Genomic DNA, 16357 nt, shown 5'->3' on the forward strand with positions numbered 1-16357 from the left:
TTTAATTTCAGCATTTTCTTCTCCATCGCATAAAGTTCAATTGTACGCATTGTTTTTTTAACTTAATGAATCAGCAACTATTTTTGGCACAGTCCCTGCTCTAGCAATACCAATATTTTGAATTCATACTACAAACTCATAGGAAAAATCAGTGTTGATATTCCATTAGAAACGGTTTTCATCAGCGCTAATTTAAATGATTTGTTAATACCAATTTAAGAGGCACAGTCATGGTACAGGAAGTAACTCGAAGCGATTTTGATCAATATTTGGTCCCTACTTATTCACCTGCTCCATTCATTCCTGTGAAAGGTGAAGGATCAATCATTACCGATCAACAAGGAAAAGAGTACATCGACTTTACCGCGGGTATTGCAGTTAATGTCCTAGGGCATAACCATCCAAAACTAAAACAAGCCCTCATTTCTCAAGCCGACAGTATTTGGCACCTTGGCAATGGTTACACTAATGAACCAGTGTTGACCCTAGCTAAAAAGTTAGTTGAAAACACCTTTGCGGATAAAGTTTTCTTCTGCAACTCCGGTGCTGAAGCGAATGAAGCTGCACTTAAATTAGCTCGTAAATATGGCAATGATAAGTACGGTGAAACCAAAAATGAAATCGTTGCCTTCAAGAGTGGTTTTCATGGTCGTACCCTGTTCACCGTCAGTGCGGGCGGACAGCCTAAATATTCACAAGATTTCGCGCCATTACCGGGTGGGATTAACCACGTTCCATTTAACGATTTGGAAGCAGCTAAAACCGCAATTAATTCGAATACGTGTGCGGTAATCGTTGAGCCCGTTCAAGGTGAAGGCGGAGTCGTTCCTGCTGACCCAACATTCTTACAAGGACTGCGCGAATTGTGTGACCAGCATGATGCGCTATTGATCTTCGATGAAGTTCAAACTGGTGTCGGTCGTACAGGACACCTCTATGCCTACATGCACTACGGTGTCGTACCAGATGTATTATCTTCCGCTAAAGCGCTAGGTGGCGGTTTTCCGATTGGTGCTGTACTCACCACTGACAAATTAGCGTCCACTTTATCGGTTGGTACTCATGGCACAACATACGGAGGCAACCCTCTTGCGTCTTCGGTGGCTAATGCCGTTATTGATGAAGTCAATCAGCCTGGATTTCTACAAGGTGTCATCGAGCGCCAAGATTACTTCTTCTCTCGTCTCAACGAAATTAATCAATCGCGAAATGTCTTCAAAGATATACGTGGAGTCGGCTTATTGATTGGTTGCGAACTCGTTGAAGAACACAAGGGCAAGTCTAAGGAAATTTCTAACCTTGTTGCTGAGCAAGGCGTGATGATGCTAATTGCGGGACCAGATATCCTGAGATTCGCTCCGGCACTCAACATTCCTTTATCTGACATCGAAGCGGGATTAGCACGATTCACCACAGCGTTAGACACGTGGCTAGGGAGCGCACAACAATGATCGTTCTGCGACCTGCACAGCCAAATGATATCTGTTACCTAGAACGGTTCGCCAATGCTAGTGGGCCTCTCGTTTCTACGCTTCCAGAAAGTCATACCCATCTTTTGGGCAAGGTCGAGCAATCGAAGCAATCTTTTGCCAAAGCCGTGACCGCGCCAAGCAATGAGTCGTATCTTTTTGTATTAGAAGATTCAAGCACTGGGCGGCTTCTTGGTACGGGCGGTATCAATGCCCTAGCGGGAAATCAGGCACCATTTTATTCATATCGGACAGAATTCAAAATTCACGCTTCTCGAAAGCTCAACGTAAACAATCGAGTTAAAGCGTTAATCCTTAATCATGATCTCAGCGACCATTCTCAGCTCTGCTCATTTTATATCGATCCTGAATTCGCCGAAAGTCTTTACCCATCGGTAATTACCTTAGGGCGTTTACTCTATATGTCAGTCGCTCCACAGCGGTTTTCTGACCAATGGATGGCGGTGTTACCCGGTATTTTTGATGAACACGGGGTTGCGCCATTTTGGGAACATGTTGGCCGTAAATTCTGTGATATCGACTACAGTCAGGTCGAATATTACAACAGTACGCGTGAAAAGACGTTCATCGTTGAAATGATGCCTTATCACCCGCTGTATGTGACGCTAATGCACAAAGAAGCGCAAGACGTCATTGGGTTAATCCATGAGCGTGCTGCTCTACAGAATACGCTGCTGACTGAACAGGGATTTGGCCCAGACAACTACGTCGAAATTTTTGATGCGGGGGCAATTCTAACCGCCCGCCGTAAAGATATTTTACTAACTCAACAAACGAAATTCGTTCAGTTAGTAACCAATGAAAAGTCCGACACTCCAAAGACATTCATGGTCGGTATCAAGCATGAAGATGGATTTAAATCCTATTTGATTAATGGCGTGCTTGAAGGCGACCAACTTCACATTTGTTCTGATGATCTAACCGAACTTAAACTTCCAGTCGGAACAATGGTGCATGCCGTTGCGCTTACTGAATTTCCACACAATCAGGTGAGGAACTAACATCATGATGTTCATACGCCCGATAGAGAAACAAGATACGCAAACCCTTTTGCAGATGGCTGAAGTAACCGGCACCGGTTTTACCTCGTTACCCCATGATGAAAAACACATCACTAATCGGATCGATCGAATGCTGGCAACTCAGCAAGGAACTGCTCCACTCTGTGACCAAGGGTATTTATTTGTTTTAGAAGATTCAGAAACCGGAGAAATGGTTGGCGTAAGTGCAATAGAAGTCGCGATTGGCCTTGGTGACCCGTGGTACACCTTCCACATAGGGACTCAAGTACACGCTTCAAAAGATCTCGGGATCTACCGAAAGATGAAAAAGCTAAGCCTAAGCAATGATCATACGGGACATAGCGAGCTTTGTACTCTGTTTCTAAACCCCGACTATCGTAAGAATAAAAATGGCCATCTGCTGTCAAAATGCCGCTTTTTATTCATTGCTGCGTTTAAAGAACTGTTCTCAAACAAACTCTTTGCTGAAATGCGTGGATATACCGATGAACAAGGTAACTCCCCTCTTTGGGAAGGACTGGGTAAACACTTCTTTAATCTTTCATTTGACGAAGTGGACTATCAAACCGGAATAGGAAATAAATCCTTTATTGCTGAGCTAATGCCAAAGCACGCTATTTATATCGATTTCTTAAGTGAAGCCGCACAACAAGTGATAGGTGAAGTTCATACCAATACTATTCCTGCTCGAAAGATTCTCGAGAGCGAAGGACTGCGCCATGAAGGATACGTCGATATCTTTGATGGTGGTCCAACTCTCGAAGCCTACACCGATGACCTACGCATCGTAAGAAAAAGTGAATTACGACGCGTCTCAATTGTGGCAAATGAATCAAGCGACACACTATCGCCAGGTAAGCAAACGCTATTAATCGGGAATGAACAATACCTAACATTTCGCGCCATTATCGGTGAGCCCGCTATCGATGACGAATATATTTATCTGACCTCAGAGCAAGCAGATGTCCTCAATGTAAGTAATCAAGACTCAATACGCGTCGTCCCATTATTTGAAAAGGAAAAAGAATTATGAGCACTCTCACTCACTTTATTAATGGAAGCTGGCTTTCAGGTACTGGCGAGCACTTAGACAAAACTAACCCTAGTTCTAATGCCGTTCTTTGGTCTGGTAATGCTGCGTCTGAGCAAGAAGTTGACTTAGCGGTAGTAGCGGCACGAGCCGCATTTCCTAGTTGGGCTAAGCAAGATTTAGAAGACCGAATCAAGGTTTTGGAAACCTTCTCGCAAAACCTGTCTAATGATGCGGAACGTGTTGGTCGAGTAATCGCACAAGAAACCGGTAAACCGGAATGGGAAGCAAAAACCGAAGTTCAAGCCATGATAAACAAGGTCAAAATTTCTGTTCAGGCTTTTCACGAACGTACTGGAATCAAAATAACCCCAACCCCAGATGGTCAAGCGGTATTGAGGCATCGTCCACACGGTGTATTAGCAGTATTTGGTCCATACAATTTCCCGGGCCACCTTCCGAATGGTCATATAGTACCTGCGTTACTTGCGGGTAACTGTATCGTTTTCAAAGCCAGCGAACTGACTCCTTGGACCGCCCAAGTCACCTTAGAAATTTGGCAAAAATCAGGATTACCTAATGGCGTAATCAACTTAATCCAAGGCGCTAAGGAAACTGGAATTGCACTCTCTAATCATAGTGACATTGATGGGCTTCTTTTCACAGGAAGCGCGGGGACAGGTTACCAACTCCATCGTCAACTCGCAGGGCAACCAGAGAAAATTCTCGCCCTAGAAATGGGGGGAAATAATGCGCTGATCATTGATAGCTATGACAATCTCGACGACGCAATCAATATTACAATTCAGTCAGCTTTTATCAGTGCAGGACAACGCTGTACTTGTGCTCGCCGTTTACTTGTTCCAAAGGGTAAAGACGGAGATCAATTCATCGATCGCCTTGTCGAAGTCTCTCGCGATATTTCCGTGGGTAAATGGGACGCAACGCCAGCGCCTTTCATGGGTGCTGTTATCTCTAATCAAGCAGCGGATACGCTTCTGGCCGCTCAAGATTCTCTGTGCGCTCTTGGTGGGACGTCATTACTTAAGATGAATCGTGTAGAAGAAGGCGCAGCGATGTTGACTCCTGCGATTATCGATGTGACTAACGTGGATAAGCTACCCGACGAAGAATACTTCGGTCCATTATTGACGGTAATTCGTTACGAAGAATTTACCCAAGCCATAAAGATCGCCAATCACACCCGTTATGGACTTTCAATGGGGCTTATATCTAAGCAACGCGATCTCTATGAGCAGTTATTAATTGAAGCGCGCGCAGGCATTGTCAACTGGAACAAGCCACTCACCGGGGCTTCGAGTAACGCCCCATTTGGTGGAATCGGTGCATCTGGAAATCACAGAGCAAGTGCCTATTACGCCGCCGATTACTGTGCGTGGCCAATGGCTTCGATGGAAAGCGAACGTATTCAGCGCCCAGAAACAAACCTCCCAGGTTTAAACTTTAACTAATTAATAAGGAGGCGCTTATGTCTGCATATGAAGTAAATTTCGATGGACTGGTTGGTCTGACGCATAACTACGCTGGATTGTCGTTTGGTAATGTCGCGTCAACATCGAATAAAAGTGCGGTCGCGAATCCCAAGCTCGCGGCGTTGCAAGGGTTGGATAAAATGAAAGCTCTCACTGATCTCGGGTTTAAGCAAGGCGTGCTCCCTTCACAAGATCGCCCGTGCATCGAAACACTACGTCAGCTTGGGTTTACCGGTGAAGATAGTGTTGTGTTGCAAAAAGCCGCGCAACACGCTCCACAATTACTGGCGAACGTAAGTTCAGCGTCGTCCATGTGGGTTGCCAACGCTGCCACGGTTTCTCCTTCGGCAGACACCGGCGACGGCAAGGTTCATTTTACCGTCGCAAATCTCAATTGTAAGTTTCACCGCGCGATTGAAGAGCAGACGACAAGCAACTCCCTAAGATCGATTTTTTCCAGCGAACAACATTTCGCCCATCACCGAGCTTTGCCACAACAAAGCCTATTTGGTGACGAAGGCGCTGCAAACCACAACCGTCTGTGTGCAGATTATGGCAAAGCCGGTGTCGAAGTGTTTGTCTACGGGCGTCAAGCTTTTGGTGGACAAATTGAACCCCAAAAGTACCCCGCTCGTCAAACCCGAGAAGCGAGTGAAGCCGTTGCACGGTTACACCAGTTAGATGGCGAAAAAACCGTGTTCGTCCAGCAAAATCCCGATGTGATTGATCAAGGGGTATTTCATAACGACGTTATTTCGGTGAGCAATGGCAATGTCTTGTTCCACCATCAAGAAGCGTTTCTCGATACCGCTTCTGCTTTCGCAGAAATTGACCGAAAGATGAGAAACCTCGGTACATATTTCGAACCAATACAAGTACCTAGCGATAAAGTCAGCGTGAGTGACGCGGTAACTACATATCTATTTAACAGCCAACTTCTCAGCAAACAAGGCGGCAAGATGATGATTGTGGTACCCGAAGAGTCACGTGCTAACCCTAGAGTTTGGGCTTACCTCAAAGAACTGGTACAAGGCAATTCACCGATAGATGAAGTGCGAGTGTTTGATCTGCGTGAAAGCATGTGTAATGGCGGCGGGCCTGCCTGTTTACGCTTACGGGTCGCATTAAATAACCAAGAACTTCAAGCCGTTAATCAGCACGCTTTAATGAACGATGATTTATATCAGACTCTCACCGCGTGGGTGAATAAACATTATCGCGATCAACTTCATGAGTCCGATTTATCTGATCCGCAGCTATTGATGGAAAACCGAAATGCACTTGACGAATTGACCCAAATAATGAAATTGGGTTCGATTTATTCATTCCAAAAAGGTTAATCGTACCATGTTTGATTTTCTAGCAGAGACGCTTACGGGTGATAAAATGAGCTCGACTTCGGGACAAACGGAATACCTAACTTGGTCACGTCCAGCACCCGGAATGATAAGCTTCGAACCAAACGTAACAACCCGTAAAAGTGTCGTTATTTCCGTGGGCATTCATGGTAATGAAACGGCTCCCATCGAAATTGTTTCATCGCTCGTCTCTAACCTTCTTTCGGGTCATCAAGCTCTCAAGGTTCGATTGATGGTTATTATTGGAAACCTCGAGGCGATGCGCAGCGAGAAGCGTTATCTAAACATTGATATGAATCGCTTATTTAGCGACCATTATTTACGTTACAAGCCTTGCTACGAAACACAACGAGCGCAAGAGATTCAGCAAGTAATGACCGATTTTTACTCAGCTGAACGACAACATATTCGCCATCATTTTGACCTGCATACTGCAATTCGATCTTCTCATCACCAACGGTTCGGTGTATTACCCTACCTACGTGAGGGGAACTACTGCGCTGAAAGTTTGAGCTTATTACAAAGTATGGGGCTTGAAGCGCTCGTCATTAATCATGCACCTTCGGCTACATTTAGCTATTTCAGCAGCAATGAATTTGGTGCCGCAAGTTGCACCTTAGAACTCGGAAAAGCGAAACCTTTTGGGGCCAACGATTTACGCCAATTTAACCGCATTGAACAAGGCTTGATTGACGTAATTAGCGATGTGCTTCCTCGAGACGCGGTCAGTAGCGAGCTACAGGTCTATCGAGTCGCAGAAGTTCTGACCAAATCAAGCCCTCAATTCAAGCTCAATGTTGATGATGACGTTAAAAACTTCACCGCTTTTCCAAAAGATTTCATCCTCACAACTGACGGTGAGAATGAGTATCGAGTACAACCTGAAACCGGATATATTCTTTTTCCAAATAACCATGTCAACGTCGGCTTTCGGGCAGGATTATTGTTGGAAAAAGAACCCGCACTTAGAACAATGATCAACTAGATAAGGAGCAATACAATCCAGCGAAATCGCTGACTCAGTACCACAGATATATACATGAACGGATACTAATTATTACTCTAAAGGGAGTTAAATATGAATACTGATATTCCAACTGGCGCGAGAACCCCCCATTTTTGGGAAGCAATAGTGTCGTTACTATCACTTGTCGTCGGCATCGTCGTTTCAATCGTTATTTATGGCCTCGACCCACAAATTCCTATGTTGATGGGGGTAATCGTTGCGTCAATCATAGCTTTGCGCTGTGGTTTTACTTGGCAACACATCCAAGACGGAATGGTTAAAGGAATTACTAATGCTCTTCCGGCTACGATCATTCTAATTATCGTTGGGATCCTAATTGGTGTCTGGATCTTAGCGGGCGTTGTGCCGACCCTAATTTACTACGGTCTCAACATTTTATCGCCATCAATTTTTCTTCCTTCTGCAGTGATCATTTGTGCCATTACTTCTCTTGCTACGGGTACCAGTTGGGGAACAACAGGTACCGTCGGCGTTGCGTTGATGGGAATAGGTTCTGGTCTTGGTTTTCCACTTCCAATTGTTGCAGGAGCCGTGTTATCCGGTGCGTATTTTGGAGACAAAATGTCACCGCTTTCGGACACCACGAATATGGCGCCAGCACTTGCGGGCACGGATCTTTTCACCCATATCAAGCACATGTCGTACACTACCGGCGTTTCGATTGGGTTAACGTTAATTATCGAAATATTCTTGGGGATGCACTACAGCAGCACTGAAGGCAATATCGAACGCATCAACACAGTATTAACTTTATTAGACGAAAATTTCACTATAAACATCGTGATGATTTTGCCTGCTTTATTGGTTTGTTTTGTTTCTTACAAGCAAATGCCTGCAATCCCAGGTATCACTCTAGGTGTTTTGTCTGCTGCAATCATTGGAGTTGGTCTTCAAGATGCAAGTTACGAGTCTCTTTTGAATTCCGCATTTAATGGTTTTGAAGGCGCAACAGGTAACGAGGATGTCGATTCGCTACTAACTCGTGGCGGTATGGATTCAATGATGTACACCATAAGCCTCGTGATATCAGCGATGATGTTTGGTGGTGTTATGGAACGAACTGGACAATTGAAAGTGATTGCCGATAAAGTTCTTTCCTCAGTAAGTTCAGATGGTGGATTGATCACCTCAACAGTCGCGACGGGCGTTGTGTCAAACATGATTCTGTGTGATCAATATATGTCGATTGTTATGGGCGCGCGTACCTATGCATCCGCTTATGAAGAACGTGGATTGGCTCCCGAAAACCTATCACGAGCGGTTGAAGATTCAGCGACGGTAACGGCGAACCTGATTCCTTGGAACTCGGGCGGTGCGTACCAAGCAGCGACTCTTGGTGTAGCAACGATTGCTTACCTTCCGTTCGCATTCTTCTGTTGGTTATCTCCGCTTGTCACGATTCTATTTGGTGTCATGGGATGGACAATTACTAGAATTGATGACAAAAAAGAAGACACTGTGGAAGTAAAACAAGAGTTAGCAGACTCCAATTCGTAAGTTTCCGCTCTCACCAATGTCTATTGATGTGTTAGAACTCTAATACTCAAATAATAAAAGTCCGATATCAAAAACTTGGTATCGGAATTTTTCTGTTTCTCGAAGGTTTAATCTGTCTTGATTAATGTTGGGGCTAAATTGCGCCTATAGACTCTTCAGTCCCCATTTCGCTGCTGTCGCATCAAAGAAGCCTTGAGTGGTTTTTAACTCAATCCAATGATTGATGTAGTTAATCCAAACTTGGTCACTTTGAGGTAGAAGCATAGAAATAGGCGTTGGTTTACGTGCTTCTTTCACCGGTACAATAGCCAACTGCTTAAAGCGTTCAATCAAGGTTGCCGCTTCGACGTTAGACGTAACAGAGACATCAGCACGACGAGCTAACAGTTCTTGGAAATCACGAGCTGGCGCTTCAATAACGATATGCTCTGCATTTGGGAAAAAGTCTTTCACCATTTTCTCTTGAACCGTTCCTAACGTAGCCGCGACTTTTACATCAGCTTTGTCGATATCGCTCCAATCGGAAAATTTATCCAACGAATTCTTTTGTACAACAGGTACAAATGCTAAGTAAAAATATGGTTGGCTGTAACCAGCAACTTTAGCACGAGACATATTTAACGACGCACTTCCGGTCATGTCGTATTTATTCGCGGTGATACCATTGACCAAGGTTTTCCAATCGGCCGCAACATACTCGACCTCTACTCCCAAATCTTTGGCGAGTTCCGTGGTGATGTCGATATCAAACCCTTTGTAGCTGTTAGTCGCAGGATCTTTCACGGTCATCGGGTTCCAATCGCCAGTAGTGCCGACTCTTAATACACCTGAATTTAGAATTTCTTGTAAACGGCTGGTTTCGGCAGCAGCATTACCTATACTTAACATTGCAGCGAAAAACAGTATGATCCACTTTTTCATGGTAATTCCTTTTTGGTAAAGAGTATTTAATAGATTTACGCCCAGTAGTAGTTAACATATCATTTACACTCTAAAAATCTAGAGACTAATCATGCAGTTCACTTATAAAACATCGTTAATTCTTTTCCTATCTCTGTTTTTGTTAACTGGGTGCAGCGATTATCAATGGGGCTGGTACGTCTTGAACCCCAATACGCCACAAGGCTCTGCGAACTTGGGATTTTTGGTTTCTGGGTTTTACGACACCATTAATATCTCGTTAATCAGTATGGCCTTTGCAATGATCATTGGCTTATTTATTGCCTTTCTTGCGCTGTCTAATTCGAAGACGCTACGAGTAACCAATCGGGTTTATGTTGAAATCATTCGTTCAATCCCCGTCTTGGTTTTACTGCTTTGGGTCTATTACGGCCTGCCTACTCTCTTAGATATTAGCCTGAATCACTTTTGGGCGGGTGTGATAGCTCTATCCATTGCCGAGAGCGCCTTTCTTGCGGAAGTGTTTCGTGGCGGAATTCAATCAATCTCTTCAGGGCAACATGAAGCGGCTGAATCCCTAGGGTTGAGTTATTGGCAGAAAATGAGATTAATCATATTGCCACTCGCCATTCGTCAAATTCTTCCTCCGTTAGGTAATCAGTTTGTCTATATTCTAAAAATGTCATCTCTCGTTAGTGTGATTGGTTTGAGTGATTTAACGCGCAAAGCTAATGAACTCGTGGTCAATGAATACTTGCCACTTGAGATTTACACCTTTCTGGTACTGGAATACTTACTGCTTATTCTGATTGTTTCTCAAGGGGTAAGAATGCTCGAGAAACGTTTAGAAATACCCAGTCATTAGTGACGTTCATTGTTATTCTGACATTGTAAATAATAACTATTTCACGTAATATCAAGCGCGATTTAGGTGCCTTATCAAGACTCTCTTTGTCTATGATGGTGAAACGAGAAACTGGTTAAAATCCAGTACTGCCCCCGCAACGGTAACTGTGAGCGGCAACCAAACCACTGTATTACGTAACGCGCACCAGCGTACGATATGGGAAGGGGTTGCAAACGCGTTGATCAGAAGTCCGGAGACCGGCCTAACTCTACTCGACAACTGCGGTGGGCGGTGATTCAGAGGGAAATAAGTAACGCATGATGGACCATGATAAATTGAATATCGTTCGCTCTGAATACCTTTGTTTATGGCGTATTTAGACAACTGGATATTTTCACTACTCTTATCAAAACGGCCTTCTCATCAATCCTCTCGTTGCTGATTCACTTTGATTTCTACACCACCGTTTGACTATTTAATCCAATAGAAACGGTCGTCCAAGCATGAGTAGTTCATGGCGAAGCAGTCAGTTCGACTCTGAAGAACAAGAACCTCTTGGGCCACAGCTCAAAAGCCAATCCGGTTATGAGTCGATGGGTCAAGTCTATCGCGACCCTGAAACCGGTAAATTAATTCTGATTAGTAACGAGTAATCGACACTCGGTATTTTTCAATAACTCTGTGAGAACTAATATGACTGACAACAACACCAACAAAGATAAAGTCCAAATATCAGACGAAGAAGAGCGTAAGCACCAAGCCAGACAGCAAAAAATTAAAGAGAATGTCGATAAGCGTATTGCCAACGCAACGGAAGAACGCGGTGTATTAGTCGTCATAACAGGTAACGGTAAAGGCAAAAGCACGTCAGGTTTTGGAACGGTTTTAAGAGCGCTAGGTCATGGTATAAAGCCGGGCATCGTGCAATTTATCAAGGGCACTAAATGGGAGTGCGGCGAGCTTAATATTTTGAAGCAGTTCCCAATCGAGCACTACGTAATGGGTACTGGTTTTACGTGGGAAACACAGAGTAAAGCCACCGACATCGCCGCAGCGCAAAAAGCGTGGGAAAGAACCAAAGAGATGCTCGCCAACCCAGAATTGGGTATCGTGCTTCTGGATGAAATGACGTACATGATCAAGTATGGTTATATCGATCTCGATGAGATTGTTGAAGCGTTAACTAACCGCCCACCGATGCAGCATGTATTAATCACAGGTCGTGCGTGTCATCGCCGCATCGTAGAGTTAGCGGATACCGTGTCAGAAGTGCAACCGACAAAACATGCGTTTCAAATTGGTGTTAAAGCGCAGAAAGGATTGGATTGGTAAGGGTTGTTTAGTCTGGGGCATGCTTTGTTTAGTGGGGAGCATGTCCTTGCGCTTTTGTTATTTAGGTTACCGAAGCAAAATTGATTGCTTGGTTAAATCATTTTTCATAGTGGTAACGACAAGAAATTATCGTAAGTTTGTTATCGTCAACTGCGTATACCAACCGATGACTATCATCAATGCGCCGGGACCAAAACCCAGCTAAATTTTCTTTGAGGGGTTCGGGCTTACCTATTCCTTCAAGCGGACTGCGCTGAGTGTCCGTTATAAGTTTGTTTATACGCTTGAGCGTTTTCTTATCTTGCCCTTGCCAATATAAATAATCAGACCAAGCCTCCTTGGTCCATGCCAATATATCAATCATCGAGCAATCCATGCTCTTCAGTTTGACCGGCTCGATATTGCTGGATTGATCTGCTTAAATGAGCAGCGTTAGCAGGACTCTTTAACAAGTGAACCGTTTCCATTAGCCCATTAAACTGATCTAGAGACATGACAACGGCATCATCTGCATCACGCCTCGTGATAATCGTATAGTCAGCATCATCTACTACTTGGTCTAATACGCTTTTGAGCTGGTTTCTAGCTTCGGAGAAGTTAACCACCTTCATATTTTCGCCCTTACATGTACAAAATATAAGACAAGTATATCTTGTTCAATATATTGTGCAAGTGTTGAGCTATTTTAGAGGTTTAACTCCATCGCCTTTATAACGAGGTGTTTGAGTAAATTTACCGTCTTTATGCTCTTTTCGCCAACGGCTAAGCATAAATGGGTGAATATCAAGAGCGAGAGCGACATCCTTGGATTTAACATCTTATCTTAAACTTAGCTCGACGGCTTTAATCTTGAACTTAACAGGATAGAACCATGTTTTTCTTGGTTGGGTATATTTGGGCATTTTAGCCTCCTCAGTGTAATGAGGAGGTGTCCACTAAAGCGGGGGAAGACTATACGTCCAGTTGGTTAACTTGTTATACGTTTATATCACAACACTATTTATTTAATTCTTTAGCTATATCGGAAGGTGTCCACTGCACTTCAGTATAAGGTATATTCCTTAGCTGACTTGGCACTCCACCATTAGAATTAGGAAAGCGAGAAATTACAATTTTAAGTCCATTAGATATTGCAAGAACAACTTCTCTGTTAATCCAAGGGCTATTATGGTTATTATTCCCTATAACAAAAAAGGCAGAATCACAGCCAGACATAACGCTTTTAATTTCTTTATCTATAGCTGTATCCCCATATGCTGAAACATCATTTTCAACAAAAAGGAAATTACCTCTTACTGGACCTCCATGTGATTGCGTAAAACCTTTAATACTACGACTGATTTCTCGGTCATTAAAATTGTAAGAAACAAAGATTCTATTTGCCACTTTATACTCCTTTATTTAATTGAACAAACTATAAACCAAGAACATTTAATCATTAGTTTATGGATATTAATTTTATCCATTTTTCCTCGCAGACCATTGTGTATGCTCGCGTGAAAAAGCCGATTCGCTGCTCACTACGAAATTAGATAATTCTTTATCTGAAGCAACTGATTCAGCTTCACTTTTTATTAACACTATTTCATGTGCTGCGAGTGAATATGATGAGTTTAACTCATTGTGCTTTTTAGCTTGAAGCCAAGTTAAAACAGCACTTGCTCCTGTTGCAACTACCTCGATGGGCAATGACAGTGATGGTGCTGTGATACGCCATAACAGAAGTGCTATTGCAACTGCGTGTAATACAACAGAAACAATGAACCAATGCTTAGCTCTGCGTTTATTAAAAAGAGATTTTTTTGCATACCAATCAGCTTGGTTTTTTACTCTTTCATTTTTATAAATACTCAACCGTTGTTCTAAAGATAAATTTCGGATGTTGAACATCTGAGTTGAAATGGCATTCCCATTAGTTTTTTCTGACTGTAAATGTGCTGATAAAGACCTATTTTGATCAAGAATTGCTTTTAAATCAGATAAGAACTCTTTTCTGGTTTGCTCATCCGGTACATTTTGATCATAAGGCTCAGCTTTCATGACCCAGCGCCATGTCCTTGTTTTGACCGATTCAGCAACAGCTCTCCCGTTATACCAAGTATCTTCAGGTTTTTGGACTTTAAGCCAAATTAATATGCATAATGTAATTAGGAATAGTGAAGCAGATGCTAAAGCCCCAATTAAATCTGCCGGATAATAAAATGAAATTAAGGCTGCGATCACAAGTAAAAACAGGTAACTTTTAAGCGCAAAATAATAATTTGACTGTGCTGTTAAAGATGCTTGATCTGCCGATTGGTATAACGCAGGAAAATCATCTTCGTTTAGGTTGTTTTCAGACACTATCAATATCCTAGATTCTTATAGATATGTTCAAGGTAATGATAATTGTCATTATCATTAGGCATACTGTAATTTTCAATTGCATAAGCAACTATCTTAGGGGAGAAAGGTACAAAAATGGCACCAATATCTCGAATGATTGGTGGGCAAGTATCCCTGACCATATTACGTGAGCCATCTAAATTGACACCGATAATTGTGCAACCTTTTTCAATTGCAACTTCGGCTTCCCAGCGCACATATTTATGTCTACTTTTAGTATCGTTCCCAATAAGCATTACATATTTTCCAGCCATATTAATACGTTCACGGCATTTTCTTTTTATGTACGCTTCATTTTGTGAATTTAATGCACTACTAAGTTGACAGTCAGCAAAGTTAAAATCAATGTTATTATTTGCTTTCCATGCTTGCATTAGCCTGTAATTATGAATATCTGTGCTACTAAACCCGACAAATGCTCTTGCTAATCCCATCGTATTCTCCATCAGTTAATTGATTAGTTGCCTAAAACGTATAACGAGGCTGTAGAATTTCTACCTAGCCTCATTCTTGATTTTGATCTTACCCCTATTTCACCACGGTATGAGCTTGAATGCATTAACTCCTTGTGATCTAATCACCATCATTCACATATTTAGATGCGGTCATGCCAAACTTCAAAACCGATTATTCAAATCAAAATATGTTCGTTCCTGTCAGTATCGATGAGCAATTAATACCCTGAACTATTGAGTTCGCTATCGCGCACATCGTTGATAATCACTTGGACCTATCGCCGTTTAATACCTTATATCACAATGATAAAAATGGCGCTGCCGCATACCCTCCTTCTATCATGCTCAAGATTATCTTTTACGCTTACTCGCTCGGCATGTTATCCAGTCGGAGAATTGAACGAGCCTGCATAAACAATGTTACTTTCATGTGCTTACCTGGCGATGAAAGACCGCATTTAACCACTATCGCAGCCTTCATCGCTCAGATGAAAGACACCATCGAGCCATTATTCACTCAAGTTCTCATTATATGTGACCAACAAGGCTTAATCGGACGAAATATGTTTGCGATTGATGTCTGCAAAATATCATCCAATGCGAGTAAAGAATGGAGAGGAACACACGAAGAGCTTAGAAGAAAAAAAGATAAACTAGAGCGTTCAAGTAAACGTATTCTTGAACGTCATCAACACCTTGACTCAATCGCCAAAAGCCTCCTCGAACACGACTTAAAACAAAAAGAAAAATTCGATAGAGGTGCCGATAAAATTACCCAGTTTTTAGCGCACAACCAAGATAAGTTAGGCAGCAATAAAAAACCCATCAAAAGCAATATCACCGACAACGACAGCGCTAAAATGACCACCTCCAAAGGGACGATTCAAGGCTATAACGGTATTGCCATCACTGATGATAAACATCAAATTATTCTTCATAGCCAAGTATGGGGAAGCGTCGGAGAGCAACAAACATTACCGTTAACAAACAAATGAATCGATTTACGCTAAGAGGCAAAGAGAAAGTGAACGCCCAATGGGCGATGTTCAGCATGCTACACTATATAGAAAAGCTGCGAAATCACTTAAAATAGAAGGTAAACCCTCTATTTCTTACCCAATATTACGCTAAATTCACACACCGTTCCTAACCTCTATAATTGTCGCCTGAAGGCAAACATGGTCGCACAGTATCTGCTTAATTTCTGACTGAGTAAATCAGCGAAAAAACTAAAAAATCAACTCAAAAAAGAGAAACCCTACAGCCTCAACGCCTTGCTAAGCGGAAAATAACGGTTGGATATAATCGCGAAGCGATGGCCAACTGTTATTTTTCCGTTTAAGCAACTTGTATGGACAATAAACCCACCTAATAACACCTTATTCCCAGTTTAGGGTAAAGTGAGACCCAGGCTTTAGCTGCAACTAAAGCCTTCATTTGTCGCAGTTCGATTAAGCGATGGCTCCTCTATCGAGAGACCGATAACAAGAAAGAACGCGACAAACGACTCCAAGCAAAATA

At 42.7% G+C, this 16357-nt stretch carries 16 protein-coding genes, 2 pseudogenes and 1 riboswitch; of the genes and pseudogenes, 11 read left to right on the top strand and 7 right to left on the bottom strand.

Annotated elements, in window-relative coordinates; genetic code table 11:
* The first annotated feature begins 230 nt into the window (after nt 1-230).
* From ACWU4D_RS06130 to nhaC, 7 genes are all read left to right on the top strand, one after another.
* On the top strand, nt 231-1451 hold the full coding sequence (locus ACWU4D_RS06130; protein ID WP_456050517.1) for a bifunctional succinylornithine transaminase/acetylornithine transaminase: 1221 nt from the start codon (nt 231-233) through the stop codon (nt 1449-1451).
* Complete coding sequence (locus tag ACWU4D_RS06135; RefSeq protein WP_456050518.1) at nt 1448-2491, top strand: arginine N-succinyltransferase; 1044 nt, start codon at nt 1448-1450, stop codon at nt 2489-2491. The genes ACWU4D_RS06130 and ACWU4D_RS06135 overlap by 4 nt, the downstream gene beginning before the upstream one ends.
* 4 nt (nt 2492-2495) lie before the next feature.
* Nucleotides 2496-3545 carry an arginine N-succinyltransferase gene (astA, locus tag ACWU4D_RS06140; RefSeq protein ID WP_456050519.1) on the top strand — a complete coding sequence of 350 codons (1050 nt, stop codon included), beginning with the start codon at nt 2496-2498 and terminating at the stop codon, nt 3543-3545.
* The gene (gene astD, locus ACWU4D_RS06145; RefSeq protein WP_456050520.1) at nt 3542-5014 is read left to right on the top strand and encodes a succinylglutamate-semialdehyde dehydrogenase; all 1473 of its coding nucleotides are present in this window, start codon (nt 3542-3544) and stop codon (nt 5012-5014) included. The genes astA and astD overlap by 4 nt, the downstream gene beginning before the upstream one ends.
* A gap of 17 nt (nt 5015-5031) precedes the next feature.
* Nucleotides 5032-6375 carry an N-succinylarginine dihydrolase gene (gene astB / locus ACWU4D_RS06150; protein ID WP_456050521.1) on the top strand — a complete coding sequence of 448 codons (1344 nt, stop codon included), beginning with the start codon at nt 5032-5034 and terminating at the stop codon, nt 6373-6375.
* A 7-nt stretch (nt 6376-6382) separates the two neighbouring features.
* Nucleotides 6383-7378, top strand: a complete 996-nt coding sequence (gene astE, locus ACWU4D_RS06155; RefSeq protein ID WP_456050522.1) for a succinylglutamate desuccinylase — start codon at nt 6383-6385, stop codon at nt 7376-7378.
* Nucleotides 7379-7471: 93 nt separating this feature from the next.
* Nucleotides 7472-8917, top strand: coding sequence for a Na+/H+ antiporter NhaC (gene nhaC / locus ACWU4D_RS06160; RefSeq protein ID WP_456050523.1), 1446 nt, complete (start codon nt 7472-7474; stop codon nt 8915-8917).
* A gap of 144 nt (nt 8918-9061) precedes the next feature.
* On the opposite strand, the gene ACWU4D_RS06165 is transcribed toward nhaC, so the two are convergent.
* A complete protein-coding gene (locus ACWU4D_RS06165; protein ID WP_456050524.1) occupies nt 9062-9838 on the bottom strand; it encodes a transporter substrate-binding domain-containing protein in 777 nt (258 codons plus the stop codon).
* A 91-nt stretch (nt 9839-9929) separates the two neighbouring features.
* On the opposite strand from ACWU4D_RS06165, the gene ACWU4D_RS06170 reads away from it, so the two are divergent.
* The 3 genes from ACWU4D_RS06170 to cobO all read left to right on the top strand — a co-directional run bounded on the left by ACWU4D_RS06170 (nt 9930) and on the right by cobO (nt 11996).
* Nucleotides 9930-10682 (top strand): amino acid ABC transporter permease, encoded by a 753-nt coding sequence (locus ACWU4D_RS06170; RefSeq protein WP_456050525.1) that lies wholly within the window; start codon nt 9930-9932, stop codon nt 10680-10682.
* Between the two features lie 47 nt (nt 10683-10729).
* A riboswitch (cobalamin riboswitch) is annotated at nt 10730-10944 on the top strand.
* Nucleotides 10945-11167: 223 nt separating this feature from the next.
* Nucleotides 11168-11317 (top strand): hypothetical protein, encoded by a 150-nt coding sequence (locus ACWU4D_RS06175; protein ID WP_456050526.1) that lies wholly within the window; start codon nt 11168-11170, stop codon nt 11315-11317.
* A gap of 40 nt (nt 11318-11357) precedes the next feature.
* Nucleotides 11358-11996 carry a cob(I)yrinic acid a,c-diamide adenosyltransferase gene (cobO, locus tag ACWU4D_RS06180; RefSeq protein WP_456050527.1) on the top strand — a complete coding sequence of 213 codons (639 nt, stop codon included), beginning with the start codon at nt 11358-11360 and terminating at the stop codon, nt 11994-11996.
* Between the two features lie 97 nt (nt 11997-12093).
* Here cobO and ACWU4D_RS06185 read toward each other — a convergent pair whose 3' ends face one another.
* The 6 genes and pseudogenes from ACWU4D_RS06185 to ACWU4D_RS06210 form a co-directional block, all read right to left on the bottom strand.
* Nucleotides 12094-12360: a Txe/YoeB family addiction module toxin gene (locus ACWU4D_RS06185; protein ID WP_456050528.1), complete on the bottom strand. Its 267-nt coding sequence runs from the start codon at nt 12358-12360 to the stop codon at nt 12094-12096.
* Nucleotides 12353-12607 carry a type II toxin-antitoxin system Phd/YefM family antitoxin gene (locus ACWU4D_RS06190; RefSeq protein WP_456050529.1) on the bottom strand — a complete coding sequence of 85 codons (255 nt, stop codon included), beginning with the start codon at nt 12605-12607 and terminating at the stop codon, nt 12353-12355. Before ACWU4D_RS06190 ends, ACWU4D_RS06185 begins: the two co-directional genes overlap by 8 nt.
* A 90-nt stretch (nt 12608-12697) precedes the next feature.
* A pseudogene (locus tag ACWU4D_RS06195) lies at nt 12698-12898 on the bottom strand (transposase); the annotation flags it as partial.
* A 94-nt stretch (nt 12899-12992) separates the two neighbouring features.
* Entirely contained in the window at nt 12993-13382 is a 390-nt protein-coding gene (locus tag ACWU4D_RS06200) for a TIR domain-containing protein (RefSeq protein ID WP_456050530.1), read from the bottom strand.
* Nucleotides 13383-13454: 72 nt separating this feature from the next.
* On the bottom strand, nt 13455-14339 hold the full coding sequence (locus ACWU4D_RS06205; protein WP_456050531.1) for a DUF4231 domain-containing protein: 885 nt from the start codon (nt 14337-14339) through the stop codon (nt 13455-13457).
* A gap of 2 nt (nt 14340-14341) precedes the next feature.
* Entirely contained in the window at nt 14342-14815 is a 474-nt protein-coding gene (locus tag ACWU4D_RS06210; RefSeq protein WP_456050532.1) for a TIR domain-containing protein, read from the bottom strand.
* Between the two features lie 173 nt (nt 14816-14988).
* Here ACWU4D_RS06210 and ACWU4D_RS06215 point away from each other — a divergent pair.
* Nucleotides 14989-15813, top strand: a pseudogene (locus ACWU4D_RS06215) (transposase); the annotation flags it as partial.
* Between the last annotated feature and the right edge of the window lie 544 nt (nt 15814-16357).

Source organism: Vibrio phycocola (assembly GCF_053850235.1).